This is a genomic window from Streptomyces sp. WMMC500, from assembly GCF_027497195.1.
Lineage (GTDB): Bacteria > Actinomycetota > Actinomycetes > Streptomycetales > Streptomycetaceae > Streptomyces.
The window spans coordinates 3,406,918-3,426,777 of the sequence record NZ_CP114905.1 but is presented as its reverse complement, the minus strand read 5'-3'; the positions used below and the strand labels follow the sequence as shown (position 1 = coordinate 3,426,777).

Below are 19,860 nucleotides of genomic sequence, written 5' to 3'. Positions count from 1 at the left end.
GTCCGGTGCTTTCTATGTCAGCGGATCTCGTACTCGTCATGCGGGATGGCCCGCTGCCACACGGCTTCGAACGCCGTGGCGCACAGTTTCGCAGCGGCCGGGTCGTCGCTCAACTCGTGGCCGCCGGATCCTCCGTCCCCGGTGAAGTGGTTCCAGTGCACCAGGCGGCCGTCGAAGAGCCAGAAGTCGTTGCCCGGCAAGGTCAGATCCGACGCCTGCCGACGCGGCAGCCAGCGGACCTGCTCCCCGGCGGCGACGTTGGTGAAGGTGCCCGAGTGCTCGTACCGGATGTAGTCGGTGACCGGTTCGCTGACGATGCGGGCCCGGCGTACGACGACGCCTCGGCCGACCGTTTCGGCGATCAGGTCGAGCCACGGCCGCCACCACGAGCCCCGATCCGCCGGGTCGTAGCGGAAGCCGTTCTTCCAGGCGGCGAACGACTCCTTCTCCTGGTCGATCCCGTAGACGTCCCGCATCTCCAAGTGCACGGCCGACTGCGTGGCACCAGCCATCAGCTCATCGAACGCCGGCGTGTCCGAGGACATCGCATGCCTCCTTGACCTTGTCGATCATGCGGGCAGGGATGCGCACGACAGCCTCGCTGTCCGGGATTCCGTGCGCGTGTCCGGGGACCGTGGTCGCGGCACACTGCGCCTCGAGTCCCGGTCCGGGCTTCCACCCCTGGAGGACGAGTTCCTGGGCGTCGGTGTCGACCCACACGGTGGGGCTGTTCTTGTCGCCCGTGTTGGGGTCGATGCCGACGAAGACTAATGGCATGAGTGCCTCCTGTAGTTCTCGTGCAGTTCTGTGCATCAGGTTCCTGCCCTGCAAGTAGGTAGTCAAGTCACTCTTTTGGGTCTGACATGCAGTTCGCAGAAATCTGCACATTGCTGGCCAGGTGCCTGAGCGGCTGTCTAGCGTCCATGTCATGGAGCCCCAACCCGGCGCACCCACCCCACCCGCCCGAGCGCTGCTGACCCTTCGGGTCTCGCGCACCGGAGGCCGCACCTGGGGCCCGATACGGCGGTACTTCGCGGGGGACTGCGCTCCGCTGCTCACCTCCGAGTGGCCGCCCTGCGGCTGCCCGCTGTGTCGCGGGGCGCGGGGGCCGAGCCGGAGAGGAATGGCTCCCGCCCCGGCCGCCGGGCTTGGACGGCGGGCGGCTCAGGGCGGGCCAGAACCCCGGGGCAACGGGGTTCTGCGGGCATGACGGTACGAGGAGACGCCTCGTGCCGCGCACCCGACAGGGGGCACCATGCGGCACCTGCTGGACCAGGTCAAGGCAGACCCGGAAGACGACGACGGCAAGTCCGCCGGCGGCTGCGGTGACGGAGACGGCTGCGGCCGTCAGTGAGGCACGTCGGGTGAGGGGCGGCCGGGCCGCCCCTCACCCCCCGTACAGCGACGAGGTATCCCCGTGAGCGACCACCACCACGGCTACACCTGGCTCGGCAGCGGGCGCGAGTTGGGCAAGGACGGGCCGCGGCGTCCCGCGCACGGCGAGTTCGCCGCGTGCCGCGTACCGCCGCTGGAACTCGCCCACTGGCTCCTGAAGCCCGCCTCCTTCGTGGAGGGCACCTGGCGCGACCCCGACGAGGCCGCCGCCTGGTGGGGCGGGCGCGTACGGGCTCACGCCGGCGCGCTGCTTCCGTACGACCGCCAGTGCGTGCCCGCGCGGGTCGCGGGCGCGGTGCGGGCGGTCGCGGGCGGTGAGGACGTCGCCGGTGGGTGGTGGCTGGCCGGGGGGCGTTCCCTCTCCGTCTGCCTCATCGGCTGCTCCCCGCACCGTTTCCGCCCGGAGTACCGCTGCCCGACCGGCTGACCGCGCTCACCGTTCACCGTTCGCCCAGGCCGGATTCCAGCACCGGTCACCACGTGTCGGCGGCCAGGAAGGGCAGAACCCCGAGCAGCACGTCGGAAGTGCCGACCCAGCCCCCGTGGCGGTCGGGCTGATCACGCGGACCGTCCACCCCGACGCACCGCCGCGGGTGGAGTACGCCACCCCTCCCCTGATCGACGAGATCCGTGAACCACTGGAGGCCCTGGCGGCGTGGGCCAACCGGAACCGGCCGGCCATCGCCGCCGCCCGGCAGTGACCTACCGGATCGTTGGGAGCCCGAGGCCACGAACGCAGCCGTGCGGTTCCTCAAGGAGGATCCGCACGGCTTAGCCGCTCTGTACGAAGCCGTCGACGCCCTCGCCGTCGATCCCCGGCCCGCCCACTCCACGCCCTGCGGCAACGTGTACCGGCGCCTGCGCGTGGGCTCTTACCGGGTGCTGTACCTGGTCGACGACCAGGTCATCCGCATCCTGGTCACGCACATCGGGCGCACGTCCTTCTAAGGGCTGCGCGGGAGAGCGGTTGGGTGGCTGATCAGGGATGGCCGTACAGCGAGCACTTGAGCGGGGCGGCATTCCCGTCGTCAAGACAGACCCGGACCGTGGTGGCCCCACCAGGTGCATCAGCCGGGATCGTCAAATTGACGGGCTTCACCCCGTCGCACAGGGTGCTGGTGCTCCTGGCGCCCATCAGGCTGCCATCGGAGTCGTATGTCCCAATCCACACCCTTCGGCAGCCGCTGCTGGGGATGGCCCGCCACGTCCCCGTGAAGCCGACCGACCTGTAGTACCAGGTCAGAGTGCCACGGACGTAAGTGGCCCCGTACGTGACATCGACAGGGGTGGTCGGGTAGGCGGCGGGAGCAGCAGGTGCCGCGGTGACCGACGCGGATGCCGGGCTTTGGGCGTGGACCGTCGTTCCAGCCGCCGCGGCCAGGCTCATCGCGAGAGCGCCCACGACGATGCCGACACTTCTGATCGCTTTCATCTTTCCTCCCCATGCCGGGTGGACCCCCGGCTGGGAGGATCCTGGCAGCCGGCCACCGGGCCGTCGTGCGCCCCGGTCAATGTCGGTCAATCGGCTGCGTCCGGCACCGGCGCGGGGAACGGCTGGCGCTGCTGGGGCGGTTCATCGAGGTGGGGGCCGAGGCCGAACGCTCCGGCTTCAGTCGGCCTTCCGACTACGGGGCAGCCCTTAGGCAGGGTCGGCTGCGTCGCGGGCGTAGGCGACGAAGGCGGCCCAGGCGTCGGGGGTGAAGGTGAGGTGGGGGCCGGTCTTGTCCTTGGAGTCGCGGACGTGGACGGCCTCGGGGCAGGTCGCGACCTCGACACAGTCGCCGGATTCGCTGCCGCTGTAGCTGGACTTGTGCCAGGAGACGGCGACCTCGACGCAGTCGCCCGAACTGCCGCTGCTGTAGCTGGACTTGTACCAGGCCAGGTTGGAAGTGCTCATAAGGCTCCTCGCATCCGTTGCAGCAGGCTCGCGGAATCCTCGGGGCTGAGAGCCTGTGCGCACATCCTGGCATAGCGCCGCTGGAGCACGCTGACCACTTTTGGGTCGGAGATCAACTGACCGCTCTCCTGGCCCTCGTTGTAGGCGTACCACCGGTTCTCCGGCGTCTCCAGTAGCTGCGTGGGACCGTCCGTCCCCGCATGTGTATCCCGTACCAGCGGCATGATCTGCACTTCCACGTTCCGCAGCTCGGCCATCTCCAGCACATGGTCGATCAGGCCCCGCGTCACCTCATCGCCGCCCATCCGCCGCACGAACTGGTGCTCCTCCACCACGAAGCTGAACGCCGTGTGCGCCCGTTCGACGAGTAACCGCTGTCGCTGCGCCCGTGCCGACCACTGGGCCTCGATCTCCTCGTCGTCCAGCGGTGGCAGCCGGTGCCCGAACAGCGTCCGCGCGTAGGCCTCTGACTGCAACAGCCCGGGGATCACCCGGCACTCGTACGTGTACAGCGCGATCGCCTCCGCCTCCAACCGCGCCCACTCCCGGAACCACCGCGCCAGCCCCGGCCGCCGCACCACGTGCGGCACCGACTTCCGCAGCACCCCCGTGTCCCCCAGCACCGGATCGGCCCGCTCCACGAAGTCCGGCGGCGGCAGGCGGCGGCCGATCTCGACCGACGCCACCATGTGCTTCGAGTACCGCACATGCTCCCCGAGCTGCTCCCGGCTCAACCCCGCGTGCTCCCGCAGCGCTTGGACCATCGCGCCGAAGGTCCTCATGCTGTCCGACGCCTCCGGCTCACCCGCACCACCCGTACCCACGACCATCTCCGCCACCTCCCGTTGCGTAGGACCATGTTCACGGAAGGTGACGAGTACTGTCCACTCTCCGTGTATGTACGCATACAGGTTGTACGCGGCGCCGCTTCTCACAGGGAACTCGCAAAGTCACCCCCCACCCCTGCTCCAACCCCCGCCCCGATACTGGGGCCATGGGCAGCGCGGCGGAGCGAAGTGCGGTGGGGGAGTCCGTTCTCGTGGTCGAGGACGATCCCGGGATCGCCGACATCCTGCAAATCACCCTGCGCTTTCACGGCTTCGCCGTGCACGCCGCGCCCACCGCCCGGCGGGCCCTCGAACTCGTCCGTGCCCACGCCCCCGACCTCGTCCTCCTCGACGTCATGCTCCCCGACGGCAGCGGCTGGCAGGTCTGCCGGGAGCTGCGGGCGTACGGGGACCAGCCCGCCGTCATCTTCCTCACTGCCCGGGACGCGCCCGCCGACGTGCTCGGCGGGCTCGCGCTCGGCGGGGACGACTACATCACCAAGCCGTTCAGCGTGGACGAGGTCGTCGCCCGCGTACGCGCCGTCCTGCGCCGGACGCGGGGCACTCCGGCCGCGGGCGGGGTGTTGCGGCACGGGGACGTGGAGCTGGACGAGGCGACGTTCACCGTGCGGCGCGGGGGTGCGCCCGTGGAGCTGACGCCGACCGAGTACAACCTGCTGCGGCACCTGATGCGCAACGCCGGCCGCATCCTCACCAAGGAGCAGTTGCTGCGCAGCGTCTGGCAGTTCGACACGGCGGTGGAGTCCACCGTGGTCGAGACGTACATCAGTTACCTGCGGCGCAAGCTCGACCCTCTCGGCCCGCCGCTCATAGAGACCCGCCGCGGCGTCGGCTACGGCCTCCGCCCCGTAGGACCAGCAGAAGCCGCCATCCAGGCACACGACCCCGCCGGGCCGCCGCCGTGAAGCGGTTCCCCCGTTCCCTCAGCAACCGGCTCTCCGTCACCAACGTCGTCATCCTCGCCGTCGGCCTCGTCGCCGCCGCCTGCGCCAGCCTCTTCGGTACGTACACCCTCCTCGTCGGCGAAGTCGACACCACCGTGCGGCAGAGCCGCGAGACCCTCGTCGCCGGCCCGCTCAGCGCCGCCGCCCTGGAGCGGGTGTGCGAGCTTGCCGACGCGTACGGCGCCTCCAATGACAAGGGCATCGCCGGGTCCGCCAAGGACGAGCCGTTCGTCCTTCTCGACGCCGCCGGCGAACTCCAGCCCACCTGCGCGCTCTTCGGTGGCGACAAGCTGCGGCTCTCCCGCGCCATCGCCGAGGCCGTCGGCGATCCCCGCGCGCTCGCCGACTCCGGCGAGATCACCAGCATCGCGGCCGGCGGCAACCACTACCGGGCCGGCGTCGCCCGTCTCGACGACGGTACGTACGCCATAGCCACCACCCGCTACGACGGCGTGCGCAATGCCGTACGCAAACTCCTCGTCATGGAAGCCGTCTTCGGCGCCGTGCTCCTGCTGCTCCTCGCCGTCGTCTCCTCGCATGCCGCCCGCCGCCGGCTGCGTCCCCTGGAGGACATGGTCGAGACCGCGTCGGCGATCTCCGAGGGCGACCTGTCGCGCCGCGTCGACACCTCGCCGCCCGGCGGCAGCGAGGTCGAGCAGTTGCGCGACGCGCTCAACGCGATGCTGCAGCAGGTGGAGACCGCCATGGCCAGCCGGGAGGAAGCCGCCGCGCGGCAGCGGCAGTTCCTCGCCGACGCCTCCCACGAGCTGCGCACCCCGCTGGCGACCGTACTCGGCTACCTCCAGCTCTACGACAAGGGCATCCTCGACGACGACGAGGCCGAACGCGCGCTGACCCGGGTCGGCGCCGAGGCCGAGCGGATGAGCCGCCTCGTGGACGAACTCCTCGCCCTCGCCCGCCTCGACCAGCACCCCGCCCGCGACCGCGCCCCCGTCGACCTCGCCGCCCTCGTCCGCGACGCCGCCGCCGACCTGCGCGCGCAGCAGCCGCACCGCCCGGTGACGGCCGACGCCGCGGCGCCCGCGGTCGTCGTCGGCGACGAGGCCCAACTGCGCCAGGTCCTCGGCAACCTCCTCGCCAACGTACGCACCCACACCCCCGAAGACGCCGCCTGCACCCTGTCCGTCGTCCCCGGGGACGACGTCACCGTTCTGCGGATCGCCGACACCGGCCCCGGCATGCGGCCGGAGGACGCGGCGCGCATCTTCGACCGGTTCTTCCGCGCCGACCCCGGCCGCGCGCGGGTCGCCGGCGGCAGCGGCCTGGGGATGTCGATCGTGCGGGCGGTGGTCGAGGCGCACGAAGGGGAGGTGGCGCTCGACACCGCGCCGGGCGCGGGCATGGCGGTCACCATCCGGCTGCCGCCGGCCGACGCGCGAGTTGAGAGTTCCGTGTGAAGCCCCTGCGGGATCCCTGAGGGCCCTGGGTACGCCCCGGCGACCGCGGCGACGCTGAAGCACGCGTGGAACGACGTGCCGTAGCACGGGCCGAAGGCCACGCGCTGCAGGCCACGCGCTGCAGACCACGCGCCACCCGTCGCCGAGCCGAGGAGCCCCGCCGTGGCCGCACTGGCCCGATTCTGTTTCCGCCACCGCTTCGTCGTCCTGCTGCTGTGGGTGTGCGCCCTGGCCGGCACCGCCGTGGCCGCGCAGGCGGCGGGCAGCCGCTGGGCCAACGACTTCGAGCTGCCCGGCACGGAGTCCGCCGAGGCGGTCGATCTACTGCGCGCATCCTTCCCCCAAACCTCCGGCGACACCGACAGCGTGGTCTGGCGGGTCCCGGACGGCGCCTCGGTACGGGACCCGCAGATCCGCGAGCGGATGACCGAGGCGCTGGCGGGCATCGCCGACGTGCCGCAGGTCGGGCAGGTCGTCGGCCCGTACGCGCCGGAGGGCGAGCGGCAGATCAGCGGGGACGGCAGGATCGCGTACGCGCAGGTGACGTTCACCGAGCAGGCCATGAACCTGGAGAAGGAGAACGTCGAGGAGGTCATCGACACCGTGCAGGCCGCGGCCGGCGACGTCGAAGGGCTCCAGGTCGAGCTGGGTGGCGAGGCGATCCAGGCGGTGCAGGGCGCGCCCGGCGGGCTCGCGGAGGTGACGGGCATCGTCGCGGCGGCGGTCATCCTGTCGATCGCGTTCGGGTCGCTGTTCGCGATGCTGCTGCCCATCGTGTGCGCCGTCTTCGGCATCGGTACGGGCCTGATGACCGTCACGCTGCTCAGCCACACCACCGACTTCGCCGAAGCCACCACCCTCCTCGGCAGCCTCATCGGCCTCGGCGTCTCCATCGACTACGCGCTGTTCATCGTCACCCGGCACCGCACCGGGCTGCGCCGCGGCATGGCGGTGGATGACTCCGCGGTACGGGCCCTCGACACCGCCGGGCGCGCCGTGCTGTTCGCCGGCGGGACGGTGTGCGTGGCGCTGCTCGGCATGCTCGCGCTGGGCATCAGCTTCCTGAACGGGGTGGCGATCGCGGCGTCGCTCACGGTGCTGCTGGGCGTCGCGGCGTCCGTGACCCTGCTGCCGGCGCTGCTGGGGATCCTGCAGACCCGGGTACTCAGCCGCCGCCAGCGCCGCGCCCTCGCGGAGCGGGGCCCGGAGCGCGAAGCGACGCCGGGGGAGCCGGCGGGGGAGGCCGCCGGCCGGGCCGTGCGCTGGTCGCTGCTCGTACAGCGCAGGCCGCGCCTCCTGGCAGGCATCGCGGTCGCCCTCATCGCGATCGTCTCGCTCCCGCTGCTCTCCCTCCGCCTCGGCACCACCGACCAGGGCAACCACCAGGAGTCCAGGACCACGCGCAAGGCGTACGACCTCCTCGCCGAAGGCTTCGGCCCCGGCTTCAACGGCCCGCTCCAACTCGTCGCGGAAACCCCGGAGCCGGCGGACACCCGGGCACTCACCGCACTCGTCACGCAGGTGGCGGAAACCGAGGGCGTGGCCGGCGTCGATACTCCCGCCCCCGCCCCCGACGGCCGGATCGCGGTGGTACGGGTCATCCCGGACAGCGCACCGCAGGACGAGGCGACCGACCAGCTCATCGACCGCCTGCGCGACGACGTCATCCCGGCGGCGGAGGCGGGCACCTCGCTCGACGTCCACGTCGGCGGCGTCACGGCGATCAACAAGGACTTCGCGTCCGTCATCACCGGCAAGCTGCCGCTCTTCGTCGGCATCATCGTGGCGCTGGGCTTCGTCCTCCTACTGGTCGCGTTCCGCTCGGTGGTGGTGCCGCTGACGGCGGCGGTGATGAACCTCCTCGCCGCGGCGGCGGCGTTCGGCGCCCTGGTCGCCCTCTTCCAGTGGGGCTGGGGCAGCGACCTGTTCGGCCTCGGCCGGGAGGTCCCGATCACCGCGTTCCTCCCGGTGGTCATGCTGGCGATGCTCTTCGGCCTGTCGATGGACTACCAGGTCTTCCTGGTCAGCCGCATGCACGAGGAGTGGGTCCACCACCGCGACAACGCCCGCGCGGTCCGCGTGGGCCTGGCGGAGTCCAGCCGGGTCATCAACGCGGCGGCGCTCATCATGATCTGCGTCTTCAGCGCGTTCGTCCTGAGCGGCGACCTGGACGGCGTGATGGCGGGCATCGGCCTGGCGGGCGCGGTGGCCCTGGACGCCTTCGTCATCCGCACGATGCTGGTCCCCGCCCTGATGCACCTCATCGGCCCCGCCAACTGGTGGCTCCCCACCTGGCTGGACCGCCGCCTCCCCCACCTGGCGGTGGAACCCCGGGAGGACACGGCGGCCGGCGCGGAAGACGACCCTCGGCAGCAGGAGTTGGCGAAGACCGCAGGGCACCCATGATGATTACTTAGAGTAGTCGAACGGGTCCTTTCGGTGGTACCCTCGTCGCGCGTCTTTTCTCGCTTGGAGGGACATGGACACGAAGTGGGAAGCCGACCCGGCGGCGGCGTTCGCACGGCGGTTAGGGAAGTCGTCGCACGAACTCGGTCAGACCTCTGGTGACGCCAGTTGCCCGGACGTGTGGGAGCTGGACAACGGGGATGTCGCCGTCATCGGCAGCGATCTGACCGCCGACTACCAAGGACGGTTACCCGAAGGGGTCAGTGTCGATCCTGGTGAGCGCCTGGTCGTCATCCCCCGGGCGACGGTCATCGCGGCGAAGACGGACATCCCGGATGAGTAGCCTCCTGGACGGCGCGACAAGCGAGCGGATGCCTCTCGCCCCGTACTACGCCGACTTCGAGACGAACTACTGGCGCAGCGCCGACCTGGGGTTCTGGAAGCTGGAGCGGCAGCAGACGTTCAAGGAACCCGGCTACGACAGTTGGGAGGCCTTCGCCCGCGGTGACTGGCAGGAATCCCTGCAATTGCTGGAAGCAGGCCGGGAGAAACTGACGCAGTATCACCAGAAAGGGCGTCAGCACGGCTTCATCTCCCGGCGGATCCGGGTGGTGGAGGAGCCGCTGAGCCCGTACATGCAGTGGGAGTTACACGCCCTGCGGGTACGTGCAGAAAGCGGCGGACGCATCCACGTCATCGACGCGGACAAAGTCGTCCAGTACGAGTCCGACGGCCCGCTGCCGGAGATCTACACCCTCGGCTCCCACGTGATGTACGAGGCCGTGTACGACGAGCAGGGCGTCCTCGAAGCCGCGCGGAAGTACGTCGACCGTGACCTCGTCCTGCGCTGCCAGAGCTTCATCGAGGAGCTCTACCGGGCGGGGGAGCCCCTGCTCGACTGGTTCGACGGGCACGTGGCACACCTGCCGCCTCCGTCCGCCCAGACGTAGCGATGGGCGGTGGGGACGCGCCGGAGCACGTCAACCAGGTCGGGGGAGAGGCCGTCGCCCACGCCGTCGTGCAGGCCCGCGACATCCGCGGCGGGCTGCACCTGCATCACCACGCGCAGGTGACACCGGCCGTCGTCCCTCGTCAACTACGCGGCGGCGTCGGGCACTTCGTCAACCGGTCCCGGGAACTGGCCAGGCTGGACACCCTCCTCGCCGAGGACACGGCCCGGCCGCGTACGTCGCGCGTGGCGGCGCTCACCGGTACCGGTGGCGTCGGCAAGACGTCGCTCGCCCTGCACTGGGCGCACGCCGCCCAGGGCCACTTCCCCGGCGGGGAGCTGTACGCCGACCTCTGCGGCTACGCCGCCGGCGCTCCGGCGGCCCCGGAGCGGATTCTCGGTCACTTCCTGGAGGACCTGGGCGTTCCCGCCGCGCAGGTGCCGGCGGTACGCGAGCGGCGCGAGACCCTGTTCCGTTCGCTGGTGGCCGACCGCCGCATGCTCATCTTCCTCGACAACGCCGCCCACAGCGCACAGGTGCGGCCCCTGCTCCCCGGCACCGCGGCGTCGCTCGTGCTCATCACCAGCCGCGATGACCTCACCGGCCTGGTGACCCACAGTGACGCGATACGCATACGGGTGCCGACGTTCCCGGCGGACGACGCCGTCGCCCTGCTGCGGGTCACCACAGCCGACGAGCGGACCGGCGACCCGGGCGCCGACCTCACCGAACTGGCGGGGATGTGCGGCGGACTTCCGCTCGCTCTCCGTATCGCGGCGGAACGCGCGGCCGGCCGGCCGGCGATCGCGTTACGTGAGCTGATCGACGAGTTACGCGACGAATCGGCGCGGTGGACCGTGCTCACCGCCGACCCCGGAGAAGGGAACGAGGAAGGAACCGACGCCATGCGCAGCGTGTTCGAGTGGTCCTATCGGGCGCTGCCCCCGTCCGCGGCCCGGTTGTTCAGACTGCTCGGCCTGCACCCGGGCAGCGAGTTCGGGCTGCCGGCCGCGGCCGGCCTGGCGGGCCTGGAACCCGCGCGCCTACAACCGATGCTGGAGACCCTGACGCGCGCCCATCTGCTGCAACGACGCCCGGGCGGGCGCTACGAGTTCCACGACCTGGTGCGCGCGTATGCGGCCGAACTGGTGCGCCGGGAGGAGAACGAGAACGACCGGACCGCGGTTCTCTCGCGCTGCGTCGCCTGGTACCTCCACGCCGCGGACGCGGCGCAGCGGGCCCTCGCGCCCTACGACCGCTGGCCCCTCGACGACCACGTCCCGGCCCCGGCTCCCACGCCCGCCTTCGACGACTACGACGCGGCGTTCCGCTGGTACCGGACGGAGTCCGCGAACCTTGTCACCGCCACCCGCGCCGCCGCCGACGCCGGTCTGTTCGGCATCGCCTGGCGCCTTGCGGTGGTGCTGCGGGCGATCTACATGCATCAGAACGCCTTCGACGAGTGGGAGGTCACCGCCCGGATCGCCGTCGACGCCGCCCGCGCGTCGGGGGAGGAGGCCGGAGAGGCGGAGGCGCTGGAGAATCTGGGCAAGGCCGCATTCCAGCGGCTGCGGCTGGATGAGGCCGAGGAGTGCCACCGGGGCGCGCTGGCCATCCGGCGACGGCTCGGCGACATCCGCGGCACGGCGGTGTCCACCAACGCCCTCGGTCTTCTCGGCCTCCGACGCCGCCGCCCTGACGAAGCCGAACTCCGCTTCAGCGAAGCCGCCGAGATGTTCCGAGGTCTCGGCGAACGGCGCTGGGCGGCCCTGGTGCGCACCAATCTCGCGGAGACCCTGTGCGACGCCGGCCGCGCCCGCGAAGCCTGCGAGGTCGTCGAGCAGGTGCTGGCCGAATTCCGGGACCTCGACGACCACTTCGGGGTGGGCAACGCGCTGTGGCTGCTCAGCCGGGCCCGGCGGGAAGCCGGGGACCCCGAGGCGGCCGGGCGCGCCATCGCCGAAGCGCTGTCCCTGGCAGCGGCGGAGGACAACCGGCTCTGGCAGGGGCACTGGCTGGCCGAGTCGGCCCGCGTCGAGCTTGCGCGCGGGCGCGCGGCGGACGCCCTGCGGCTGGCCCGCGAGTCGGCGGCGGTGCAACAACGCCTGGGCGACACCGCCCGCGAGGCCGCCGCGCTGGACATCGCGGGCGAGGCGTGCGGGGCGCTCGGCCGGCTGGACGAGGCAGCCGGTCTCCACCGCGGCGCCATCGAGCGGTATCGCGCGGCCGACGCCCACTGGCCGCTTGCCCGGGCCCTGGTGAACCTGGCCGACGTGCTGGATCGGGCGGGGCTGCCGGCTCGTACGGTCTGGGAGGAAGCGGCGGGCGAGTTGGGCCGGTTCGACGATCCCGGGGCGAGGGAACTGGCGGCGCGGGCGGCTGCGCGACTCGCCGCCTCCTGAGGGACCTGCTCCCTCCGTTCGGCGCTATTCCGCGGGTGCGGACTCGGCGATCCACACGGGCCCGTCCGCGCAGTCCAGGTGCGGCCCGTCGACGGGCGTGAGGCTGGTCCGTAACACCTTCACGCGCTGCCCTGCGACGGTCGCGACCGGGCCCCGGCCCGGGCCGATGTACCGGTGGGCGCGTACTTGGTTGTGCACCTCCCGCGACGTGCGCGCGGTGTCGACGACGGAGAACGCCTCCTCCATGAGCCCCGCGTAGGTCGCTTCGCGGGCGGACTGCGGCGCACCGGCGGACGGGTCCGTCGCCTGCTCCAGTGCCGCGGCCAGCACACGCCGGAGCGACGCCGCGAGCCCGGGCCAGAGAGCATCGGGTGTCGCGTCGTCCGGGAGGGGGACCGAGCGCTCCTGGGCGAGGACGGGACCGGCGTCGAACTCCTCGTTCATGCGGTGCGCCGTGACGCCGAGCATCGGGTCGCCGTTGCGGATCGCCCACAGCACGGGTGCCGGTCCGCGGTACTCGGGCAGCATCGAACAGTGGAGGTTGACGACGCCGTGGCGCGGAATCGCGAGAACGGCCGGGGGCAGCCGCCACGAGAAGCCGAAGCAGACCAGGAGATCGAGACCGTATCCGCCAAGTGCCGTCCCCAGCCCTTCGGAGCTGCCCGGTAACAGCAGATCCACGCCCGCGGGCAGCGCGGCTGTGATCCGCCCCGCGGCAGCGGCGGCGGCCGGGTCGGTCGCCGATCTCGGGCGCATGGAACGGGAGTAGGCGTAGACGACGGGGGTGTGGCCGGCTTCCGCGCAGACCTCGTGCAGGGTGGCGAACTCCCGGACACCGAACGAGATCAAGCCGATACGCATGGCAACGGTCACCGGGCCAGCATAACGACGGAGCCCGCACGCGGAACGGGGTGCCGTCCCTTGGGACCGCACCCCGTTCCGTGGCTCGACCGGCCTCAGACGCCGACGAGTTCCTTCGGCTCCCCGTCCGCCACCGGCTCCGGACCAGCCTCCGGGCCCGGCTCCGGCTCCGCCGGGTTGCGCTTCGGGAGGGCGAACAGCAGCGCGTAGACCACGCCCAGGATCGCGATCACCCACCACATCGCGTTCTCGAACGCCCCCGCGAACGCCGGGCCGACCTCCCGCGGCCCCGTCGGCTCGTCCATCGCGCCGAAGAACACCACCGACACCAGCCCCAGACCGAGCGCCATCCCCAACTGGTTCGTCGTGTTGATCAGCCCGGACGCCGAGCCCGCGTGCTGTCGCGGGACGCCGGAGAGGACCGCGTTCGTCAGTGGGGCGAAGATCAGGCCCATGCCCGCGCCCAGCAGGGCCAGCGGCAGCGCCATCTGCCAGGTCGCGATCTCCGTGCCGTACCGGTCGGAGGCCGCCAGGTACAGCAGCGCTCCCGCCATCATCGTCACCGCGCCCCCGTGCAGCACCTTCCGCCCGAACCGCGGGGTCAGCGCCTGCACCGACATTCCCGCGGCCACCGAGCAGGCGAGCGAGAACGGGATTCCCGTCAGGCCCGCGTGCAGGGCGCTCCAGCCGAGCCCGAGCTGCATGTACAGCGTCCACACCAGGAAGAAGATCCCCAGCCCCGTGCTGAAGGCGAGCTGGACCCCGATGCCCGCGGCGAAGCTCTTGACCCGGAACAGCGACAGCTCGACGAGCGGCGACCCGTCCATGCGCCGCTTGCGCCGCTGGTACGCGACGAAGGCGGCGAACACCGGCAGGCTCGCGGCCATCGAGACGAAGCCCCACGCCGGCCAGTCGTTCTCGTGGCCCATGGTGATCGGGTACAGCAGCATCAGCAGCCCCGTGGTGGCCAGCAGCACCCCGCGCAGGTCCAGGCGCAGCGCGTCGGGTGCCGTCGACTCGCTGATGAAGCGGCGGCCCAGGATGAGGCCGGCGATGCCGACCGGCAGGTTGATGAGGAAGATGGGCCGCCAGGCGAGGCCGAACAGGTCCCACTCGGTGAGCAGCGCGCCGATCATCGGGCCGGACACCGCGCCGAGCCCGGCGACCGCGCCGAACATCCCGAAGACCTTGCCGCGTTCCTCCGCGGGGAACGTGACGTGGATGATGCTCAGCACCTGCGGGACCATCAGCGCCGCCATCGCGCCCTGCAGCACCCGCGAGCCCACGAGCATCGCCGGGTCGGCGGCGACGCCGCACAGCAGCGAGGCGACGGTGAAGCCGCCCATGCCGAGCAGGAAGACCCGCTTGCGGCCGTAGATGTCGCCGAGACGGCCGCCGGTGATGAGGCCGACGGCGAAGGCGAGCGCGTAGCCCGCGGTGATCCACTGGATCGCGCTGAAGGAGGCGCCGGTGTCCTCCTGGATGCTCGGAATGGCGATGTTGACGATCGTCGCGTCGACGAGGTCCATGAAGGAGGCCGTCAGTACGACGGCGAGCGCGATCCACCGGCGCCGGTCCGGTCCTGCCACAGAGGCGTTCTGGAAGGTCATGGGGGTAACCTAGAAGCCCTATAGGACAGGTCATGTCCTAAAGAGAAGGCAGTCTGGAAAACATGACGACCGACACTCCCAAGAGGCTTCTGCAACTGCTCTCCCTCCTCCAGACGCCCCGCGAATGGCCCGGCGGCGAGCTGGCCGACCGCCTCGGCGTCAGCGACCGCACGGTCCGCCGCGACGTCGAGCGGCTGCGCGACCTCGGCTACCCGGTCGAGTCCACCCGCGGCACCCTCGGCGGCTACCGCCTCGTCGCGGGAAAGGCCATGCCCCCGCTGCTCCTTGAGGACGACGAGGCCGTCGCCATCGCCGTCGGCCTGCGCAGCTCCGCGGGCCATACGGTCGCGGGTCTTGCGGAGGCGTCCGTACGGGCGCTGGCGAAGCTGGAGCAGGTGCTGCCGTCGCGGCTGCGGCGGCGCGTCACGTCGCTCGGCACCGCCACCACCCCGCTGACCCGCTGGCAGGGCCCGCAGGTCGACGCCGAGGTGCTGACGGCGCTGGCCGCCGGCGTGGCGGGCGGTGAGCGGCTGCGCTTCGGCTACCGCGCGGCGGACGGCACCGAGACGAAGCGGCTCGTGGAGCCGCACGGGCTGGTCTCGGCGGGCCGGCGGTGGTACTTCGTCGCGTACGACAACGACCGTGACGACTGGCGGCTGTTCCGCGTCGACCGCATCACCCGTCCCTTCGCCACCGGCGTCCGCCCGCCGCGCCGCGAGCTGCCGGCGGCGGACGTGGCGGCGTTCGTCGAGGCCCGGATGGGCGGGGACCGGCCCCGCTACCGCGCCCGCGCGACGCTGCACGCGCCGTACAAGGACCTGGCGCGCCGGCTCGGCGACGCGGCGGCGGGTCTGGAGCGGGTGGACGAGGGGACGTGCGAGTTCGTCACGGAGGCGGACGCGCTGGACTGGCTGGCGCTGCGGCTGACCGCGCTGGGCTGCGAGTTCGAGGTGCACGAGCCGCCGGAGCTGGCGGCGTACCTGCGGGACCTCGCGGGCCGCGCGTCGCGCGCCGCGGAGGCGGCGGACACGGCGGACACGGCGGACACGGCGGACACGGCGGACGCCGCGGACACGGCGGATGCGTCAGACGCCGCCGCGTCGTCGGCATCTGACGAGGCGGGAGAGAAGGGGGAGTTGCCGGAGTAGGGGGTAGACAGGGGCGGCGCCGCGCCGTTGTGCGCTCCGCCGCCCCCGCGTCACCGCAGCCGGCGCTTCAGCGCCCGCGCCCGCCGCGCCACCCTCCGCACCGCCGGGCTGCGCGGTACGAACGCCAGCCGCTTCGGCACCCCGCCCGGCAGCCCTTCCACCGTCAGCCGGCGCCGCTTGAAGTACCGCCACGTGTCCGCGTCCAGCTCCGCCGCCAGCCACTGCTCGACCTCGGGGCGCCGCCGCGCGTAGATCCGCGGCTGCATGGTGAAGCCCACCGCCGTCAGCAGCCCGCCGAGCTTCGCCTGCGCCTCCGCCGCCGTCGGCGCCCGCCAGCCGCGCACCGCCTCCGGGTCGTCCAGCGACGGCAGCAGCACGTCGGCGATCGTGACGGGGACGCGGTTGCTGTTCTCGTACGGGGTCAGCCGGTCCAGCAGCGTGTCGGTCCCGATTCTCGCCACCGGCAGCCCGTACAGCGTCGACGCCGTCATCAGCGCCGTGGAGAACGCGCCGGCCACCAGCGCCGGGCGCAGCCGCTCGTACAGCACCTCCGCCAGCACCGGGGAGTCGAGCACCGTCAGCGACACGCCGAGGCTGCCCGCCTCCTCCTCCAGCAGCCGGGAGACCCGGGCCGGCGCCATCGGGTGCGGCTTGAACACCACGCTGCGGTGGCCCAGTCCGGCCGCCCCGCGCAGCATCCGTACGTGCAGTTCCTCTTCCTCCTCCGCCGTGAGGATCTTCAGCGCCGACAGGTACTGGCCCAGGAGGAGTGCGGGCGAGGACCCTTCGGCGGGAAGTTCGAGGTCGGTGGGGGCCGACAGTTCGGCCAGCACCTTCTTCAGCTCCTCCGTCGGCACGATCTCCGACGGGACGCCGAACTCCGTGAGCAGCATGGGCCGTACGCCCGGCAGCAGGTCGGGGTGGAGCAGCCGCTCGACGCGCGTGCCGACAAAGGAGGAGAGCTTGTTGCGGGTGGGGCCGTAGCTCATCAGGCCGTCGGCGTAGACGTGCAGGGCCGCGTCGGGGAAGAGCTGGACGAGCGCCCGCGCGGGGCTGACCTGGATCGACTCCACGACGAGCGTGAGCCGGTCGTCGCCCAGGCCCCACAGCAGCCGCAGGTGCCGCTCCCACAGGGGCACGTCCTCGGTGCGCGGCTCCCAGGAAGAGGGGTGCAGCGGGCGGATGGCGTGGTTCCAGTCCTGTACGTCGTCGAAGCGGGAGCGCAGTTGCGCGAAGCCGGCCATGGCGTCGACGGCCGGGGTGGTCTCCGGGTTCGCGGCGTTGTTGGTGAGCAGCAGGATGCGGCGGTCCGCGGCGGGGAAGAGGCCGGCGTCCAGGGCGGCGGCGAGGGTCGCGGTGCCGTAGAGGGTGGAGGCCATGAAGACCTGGGTGTGCCGGCCGGGGGCGTAGCGGATCTGCTGCGGCGCGTACGAGGACGCCGGGGCGCCGGATGAGGCGGCCATCAGGCGGACACCCCCGCCGGCACGCCCCTGCGGTGCAGCCGGCGCAGCAGTTCCGAGCGATCCGTGTCCATCGCGTCCAGGACCTCCGTGAGTACGTGCTGCGGCATGCGGCGCAGCGCGTCGGCGCTCATCTCGCGCAGTCTGCGCGCCACGGGCTTCTCGAACCGTTCGATGTTGTTCAGATGGTGCGCGATGATCGCGCAGAAGTTCCGCACCGCCTTCGGCAGCAGCAGCTCCGCGTCCCGGTCCGCCGCGGTCTCCTCGACCACCTGGTCGAAGGCGCGCAGGAAGTCGAGCTGGCGTACGTCACCGATCTGGGTGAGGGAGTTTGAAACGCCGCGGCGGTAGAAGACGCCGAGCAGCCCGACGACCGCGAACGTCCGCGCCTCGCGGTGCAGCCGCCAGATCCACGGCCGGTCCTCGGCCGTCCGCAGCCCGTCGGGGAAGTGCAGCAGGCCGTCGTCCAGGAGCCGGCGGTGGTAGATGCCGGCCCAGGCGTAGGCGTAGTCCACCGACGTCGGGTGCGTCGCCGGCAGGATCGCCGACCGCGGGTCCTGGACGACGCCGCGGCGGCCGTGCGGGACGCGGTGGATGGTGCGGGCGCGGGCGGCGCACTGCACGTGGTCGGTGCGGACGAAGTCGCAGTCCAGCTCGGCGATGGCCGCCACCAGCCGGCGGTAGTAGCCGGGGGCGAGCCAGTCGTCGCCGTCGAGGAAGGTGACGTACCGGCCGCGGGCCCGGTCGAGCCCGGTGTTGCGGGCGGTGGCCAGGCCGCCGTTGTGCGCGTGGCGTACGTACACGGCGCCCGGCAGGTGGCGCGCGGCCTGCTCCAGCAGTTCGCCGGTGCTGTCCGTCGAGCAGTCGTCGACCAGGATGAACTCGGTGCCGGGTGCCGCGTTGGCGCGCAGGCAGGCGAGCGTCTCGGGCGCGTAGTCCTGCACGTTGTAGAAGGGAACGATCACGGAGAGTTGACGCATCCAGGCGATGCTAGGCGCCGCCCCGCCCCCCGGGCTTGCACCACCCCGAAGCAGGCGTGAACGCCGGGAGGCGGAATGGTGAACGCCGTCCCTTCTCGACCGGGTTCGCCGTTCGTCGGCGTGTTGTTAACCATCTGTACGGCCGGTGTTGGGCTACCGAGCGAAATGCCTGCCTACCGTCGGCGACGTGCTCAACGACCCCCCGTCACAGCTTCGCACCGCTGTTCTAGCCGACTCGGACACCCGCTGGAAATGGGGCGCGCTCACCGCTCGCCGCATGGCCCCGGAGGCGGTGCTCGACGGGTATCTGCTGCACGGCCGCGCCACGCCCACGGCCCGCCAGCTCGCCGAGGTCGGCGTGGCCGCGGAGACGATGAAGGAGGTCACGGCCGTCGAGTTCCTGGCCGCCGCCGACCCCGACCGCTACGACGTGGTGCTCCTGTCCTGCGTCGGCGGCACGGTCCAGGCCATGCTGCACGGCCTCGCCCGCGCCTGGCAGGGCGCCAGGCGCCGCCCCGCGGTCGTCACCGGCTACGTCGGCGTGGTGTACGAAAAGCTCTCCGACGGCCTCCTGCTGCGCAACGGCGCCGACATCGTGCTGGCCAACAGCCGCCAGGACGCCGAGCGCTTCCGGGCCGTCTACGAGGGCGTCGGCGCCTCGCCGAACAGCGTGGTGGAGTGCGCGCTGCCCTTCCTCGACGGCGAGCCGTACGACCCGGCCGCCGCCAGCGGCGACCGCCCGTACACCGTCGTCTTCGCCGTCCAGCCCTCCGTGCCCGACACCCGCGAGGACCGCCTCTACCTGCTGCGCCGCGCCGTCCGGCACGCCGAGCGGCACCCGGACCGCGAGGTGCTCGTCAAGCTGCGCAGCCGCCCGGGCGAGCACACGACGCACATCGAAGAGGCGCCGTACCAGAAGCTCGCCCAGAAGCTGCCCGGCGGACTGCCCAAGAACTGCAGCCTGGTCTACGGGAACATGGGCGAGGTCCTCGACCGCACCGACCTGCTCGTCACCGTCAGTTCCACCGCCGCGCTGGAGTCGCTGCACCGCGGCATCCCGACCGCCGTCCTGACCGACCTGGGCGTACGCGAGCCGCTGGGCAACCACCACTTCCTCGGCTCCGGCTGCCTCGCCTCCTGGGACGAGCTGGACGCCGGCCACCTGCCCAAGCCCGACCCCGTGTGGCTGTCCCGCCAGGGCGTCCCCGGCGCGGCCTCCGCCGAGCCGTACGACGCCGCCTTCGACCGCGCCCGGGCCCGGCTGACCACCCTGGTCGCCGACCCGCAGTTGCCGCCGCTGGCGCCGTACTACACCCCCGAGACCGCCGGCGGCTACCTGCCGCGCATCCTCGCCCGGCACGGCCTCGCCCCGACCGGCGAGCCGCTGCCGCAGGCCGCGGTCACCGCCGAGCCGGGCCCGGTGCGCCGCTGGGCGCGCACGCTGCTGCGCAAGACCGCGCGCGCCGTGTACCGGGGCGGCGTGCAGCGCATCGCGCCCCTCATCCGCCGCATGGGGGCGCTGTGAGCGACGCCGTGACCTC

Annotated in this window: 20 protein-coding genes; 11 read left to right on the top strand and 9 right to left on the bottom strand. The window is 72.1% G+C overall.

Features of this window, described 5'->3' with window-relative positions; translation table 11 throughout:
• Positions 1 to 17: 17 nt before the first annotated feature.
• Both O7599_RS14290 and O7599_RS14285 read right to left on the bottom strand, forming a co-directional pair.
• Positions 18 to 545, bottom strand: a complete 528-nt coding sequence (locus O7599_RS14290; protein WP_281622541.1) for a DUF6879 family protein — start codon at positions 543 to 545, stop codon at positions 18 to 20.
• On the bottom strand, positions 517 to 777 hold the full coding sequence (locus O7599_RS14285) for a hypothetical protein (RefSeq protein WP_281622540.1): 261 nt from the start codon (positions 775 to 777) through the stop codon (positions 517 to 519). The genes O7599_RS14290 and O7599_RS14285 overlap by 29 nt, the downstream gene beginning before the upstream one ends.
• A gap of 640 nt (positions 778 to 1,417) precedes the next feature.
• Between O7599_RS14285 and O7599_RS14280 the strand changes: the two genes are divergently transcribed.
• From O7599_RS14280 to O7599_RS14270, 3 genes are all read left to right on the top strand, one after another.
• Positions 1,418 to 1,822, top strand: coding sequence for a hypothetical protein (locus tag O7599_RS14280; protein ID WP_281622539.1), 405 nt, complete (start codon positions 1,418 to 1,420; stop codon positions 1,820 to 1,822).
• Positions 1,823 to 1,937: 115 nt separating this feature from the next.
• Positions 1,938 to 2,096: a winged helix-turn-helix transcriptional regulator gene (locus O7599_RS14275; protein WP_281622538.1), complete on the top strand. Its 159-nt coding sequence runs from the start codon at positions 1,938 to 1,940 to the stop codon at positions 2,094 to 2,096.
• 40 nt (positions 2,097 to 2,136) lie between these two features.
• On the top strand, positions 2,137 to 2,343 hold the full coding sequence (locus O7599_RS14270) for a type II toxin-antitoxin system RelE/ParE family toxin (protein ID WP_281622537.1): 207 nt from the start codon (positions 2,137 to 2,139) through the stop codon (positions 2,341 to 2,343).
• Between the two features lie 31 nt (positions 2,344 to 2,374).
• On the opposite strand, the gene O7599_RS14265 is transcribed toward O7599_RS14270, so the two are convergent.
• The 3 genes from O7599_RS14265 to O7599_RS14255 form a co-directional block, all read right to left on the bottom strand.
• Positions 2,375 to 2,827 carry a hypothetical protein gene (locus tag O7599_RS14265; protein WP_281622536.1) on the bottom strand — a complete coding sequence of 151 codons (453 nt, stop codon included), beginning with the start codon at positions 2,825 to 2,827 and terminating at the stop codon, positions 2,375 to 2,377.
• A 207-nt stretch (positions 2,828 to 3,034) separates the two neighbouring features.
• Positions 3,035 to 3,292 carry a DUF397 domain-containing protein gene (locus O7599_RS14260; RefSeq protein WP_281622535.1) on the bottom strand — a complete coding sequence of 86 codons (258 nt, stop codon included), beginning with the start codon at positions 3,290 to 3,292 and terminating at the stop codon, positions 3,035 to 3,037.
• Entirely contained in the window at positions 3,289 to 4,122 is an 834-nt protein-coding gene (locus O7599_RS14255; protein WP_281623380.1) for a helix-turn-helix transcriptional regulator, read from the bottom strand. The genes O7599_RS14260 and O7599_RS14255 overlap by 4 nt, the downstream gene beginning before the upstream one ends.
• A gap of 164 nt (positions 4,123 to 4,286) precedes the next feature.
• On the opposite strand from O7599_RS14255, the gene O7599_RS14250 reads away from it, so the two are divergent.
• The 6 genes from O7599_RS14250 to O7599_RS14225 all read left to right on the top strand — a co-directional run bounded on the left by O7599_RS14250 (position 4,287) and on the right by O7599_RS14225 (position 12,260).
• Positions 4,287 to 5,045: a response regulator transcription factor gene (locus O7599_RS14250; RefSeq protein ID WP_281622534.1), complete on the top strand. Its 759-nt coding sequence runs from the start codon at positions 4,287 to 4,289 to the stop codon at positions 5,043 to 5,045.
• On the top strand, positions 5,042 to 6,502 hold the full coding sequence (locus O7599_RS14245) for a HAMP domain-containing sensor histidine kinase (protein WP_281622533.1): 1,461 nt from the start codon (positions 5,042 to 5,044) through the stop codon (positions 6,500 to 6,502). Before O7599_RS14250 ends, O7599_RS14245 begins: the two co-directional genes overlap by 4 nt.
• Positions 6,503 to 6,664: 162 nt before the next feature.
• Positions 6,665 to 8,908, top strand: coding sequence for an MMPL family transporter (locus tag O7599_RS14240; RefSeq protein ID WP_281622532.1), 2,244 nt, complete (start codon positions 6,665 to 6,667; stop codon positions 8,906 to 8,908).
• Between the two features lie 73 nt (positions 8,909 to 8,981).
• Positions 8,982 to 9,251 carry a hypothetical protein gene (locus O7599_RS14235; RefSeq protein ID WP_125936736.1) on the top strand — a complete coding sequence of 90 codons (270 nt, stop codon included), beginning with the start codon at positions 8,982 to 8,984 and terminating at the stop codon, positions 9,249 to 9,251.
• Positions 9,244 to 9,858, top strand: a complete 615-nt coding sequence (locus O7599_RS14230) for a DUF6879 family protein (protein ID WP_281622531.1) — start codon at positions 9,244 to 9,246, stop codon at positions 9,856 to 9,858. The genes O7599_RS14235 and O7599_RS14230 overlap by 8 nt, the downstream gene beginning before the upstream one ends.
• A gap of 2 nt (positions 9,859 to 9,860) precedes the next feature.
• A complete protein-coding gene (locus tag O7599_RS14225) occupies positions 9,861 to 12,260 on the top strand; it encodes a tetratricopeptide repeat protein (RefSeq protein WP_281622530.1) in 2,400 nt (799 codons plus the stop codon).
• A 24-nt stretch (positions 12,261 to 12,284) separates the two neighbouring features.
• Here O7599_RS14225 and O7599_RS14220 read toward each other — a convergent pair whose 3' ends face one another.
• Together O7599_RS14220 and O7599_RS14215 are read right to left on the bottom strand one after the other, a co-directional pair.
• Positions 12,285 to 13,133: a formyltransferase family protein gene (locus O7599_RS14220; RefSeq protein ID WP_281622529.1), complete on the bottom strand. Its 849-nt coding sequence runs from the start codon at positions 13,131 to 13,133 to the stop codon at positions 12,285 to 12,287.
• A gap of 83 nt (positions 13,134 to 13,216) precedes the next feature.
• Positions 13,217 to 14,731 carry an MFS transporter gene (locus O7599_RS14215; RefSeq protein ID WP_281622528.1) on the bottom strand — a complete coding sequence of 505 codons (1,515 nt, stop codon included), beginning with the start codon at positions 14,729 to 14,731 and terminating at the stop codon, positions 13,217 to 13,219.
• Between the two features lie 62 nt (positions 14,732 to 14,793).
• On the opposite strand from O7599_RS14215, the gene O7599_RS14210 reads away from it, so the two are divergent.
• Complete coding sequence (locus O7599_RS14210; RefSeq protein ID WP_281622527.1) at positions 14,794 to 15,879, top strand: YafY family protein; 1,086 nt, start codon at positions 14,794 to 14,796, stop codon at positions 15,877 to 15,879.
• A 50-nt stretch (positions 15,880 to 15,929) separates the two neighbouring features.
• On the opposite strand, the gene O7599_RS14205 is transcribed toward O7599_RS14210, so the two are convergent.
• Both O7599_RS14205 and O7599_RS14200 read right to left on the bottom strand, forming a co-directional pair.
• A complete protein-coding gene (locus O7599_RS14205; RefSeq protein WP_281623379.1) occupies positions 15,930 to 17,258 on the bottom strand; it encodes a polysialyltransferase family glycosyltransferase in 1,329 nt (442 codons plus the stop codon).
• A gap of 83 nt (positions 17,259 to 17,341) precedes the next feature.
• Entirely contained in the window at positions 17,342 to 18,319 is a 978-nt protein-coding gene (locus O7599_RS14200; RefSeq protein WP_281622526.1) for a glycosyltransferase family 2 protein, read from the bottom strand.
• Between the two features lie 187 nt (positions 18,320 to 18,506).
• Between O7599_RS14200 and O7599_RS14195 the strand changes: the two genes are divergently transcribed.
• The gene (locus O7599_RS14195; RefSeq protein ID WP_348652609.1) at positions 18,507 to 19,844 is read left to right on the top strand and encodes a DUF6716 putative glycosyltransferase; all 1,338 of its coding nucleotides are present in this window, start codon (positions 18,507 to 18,509) and stop codon (positions 19,842 to 19,844) included.
• Positions 19,845 to 19,860: the final 16 nt, after the last annotated feature.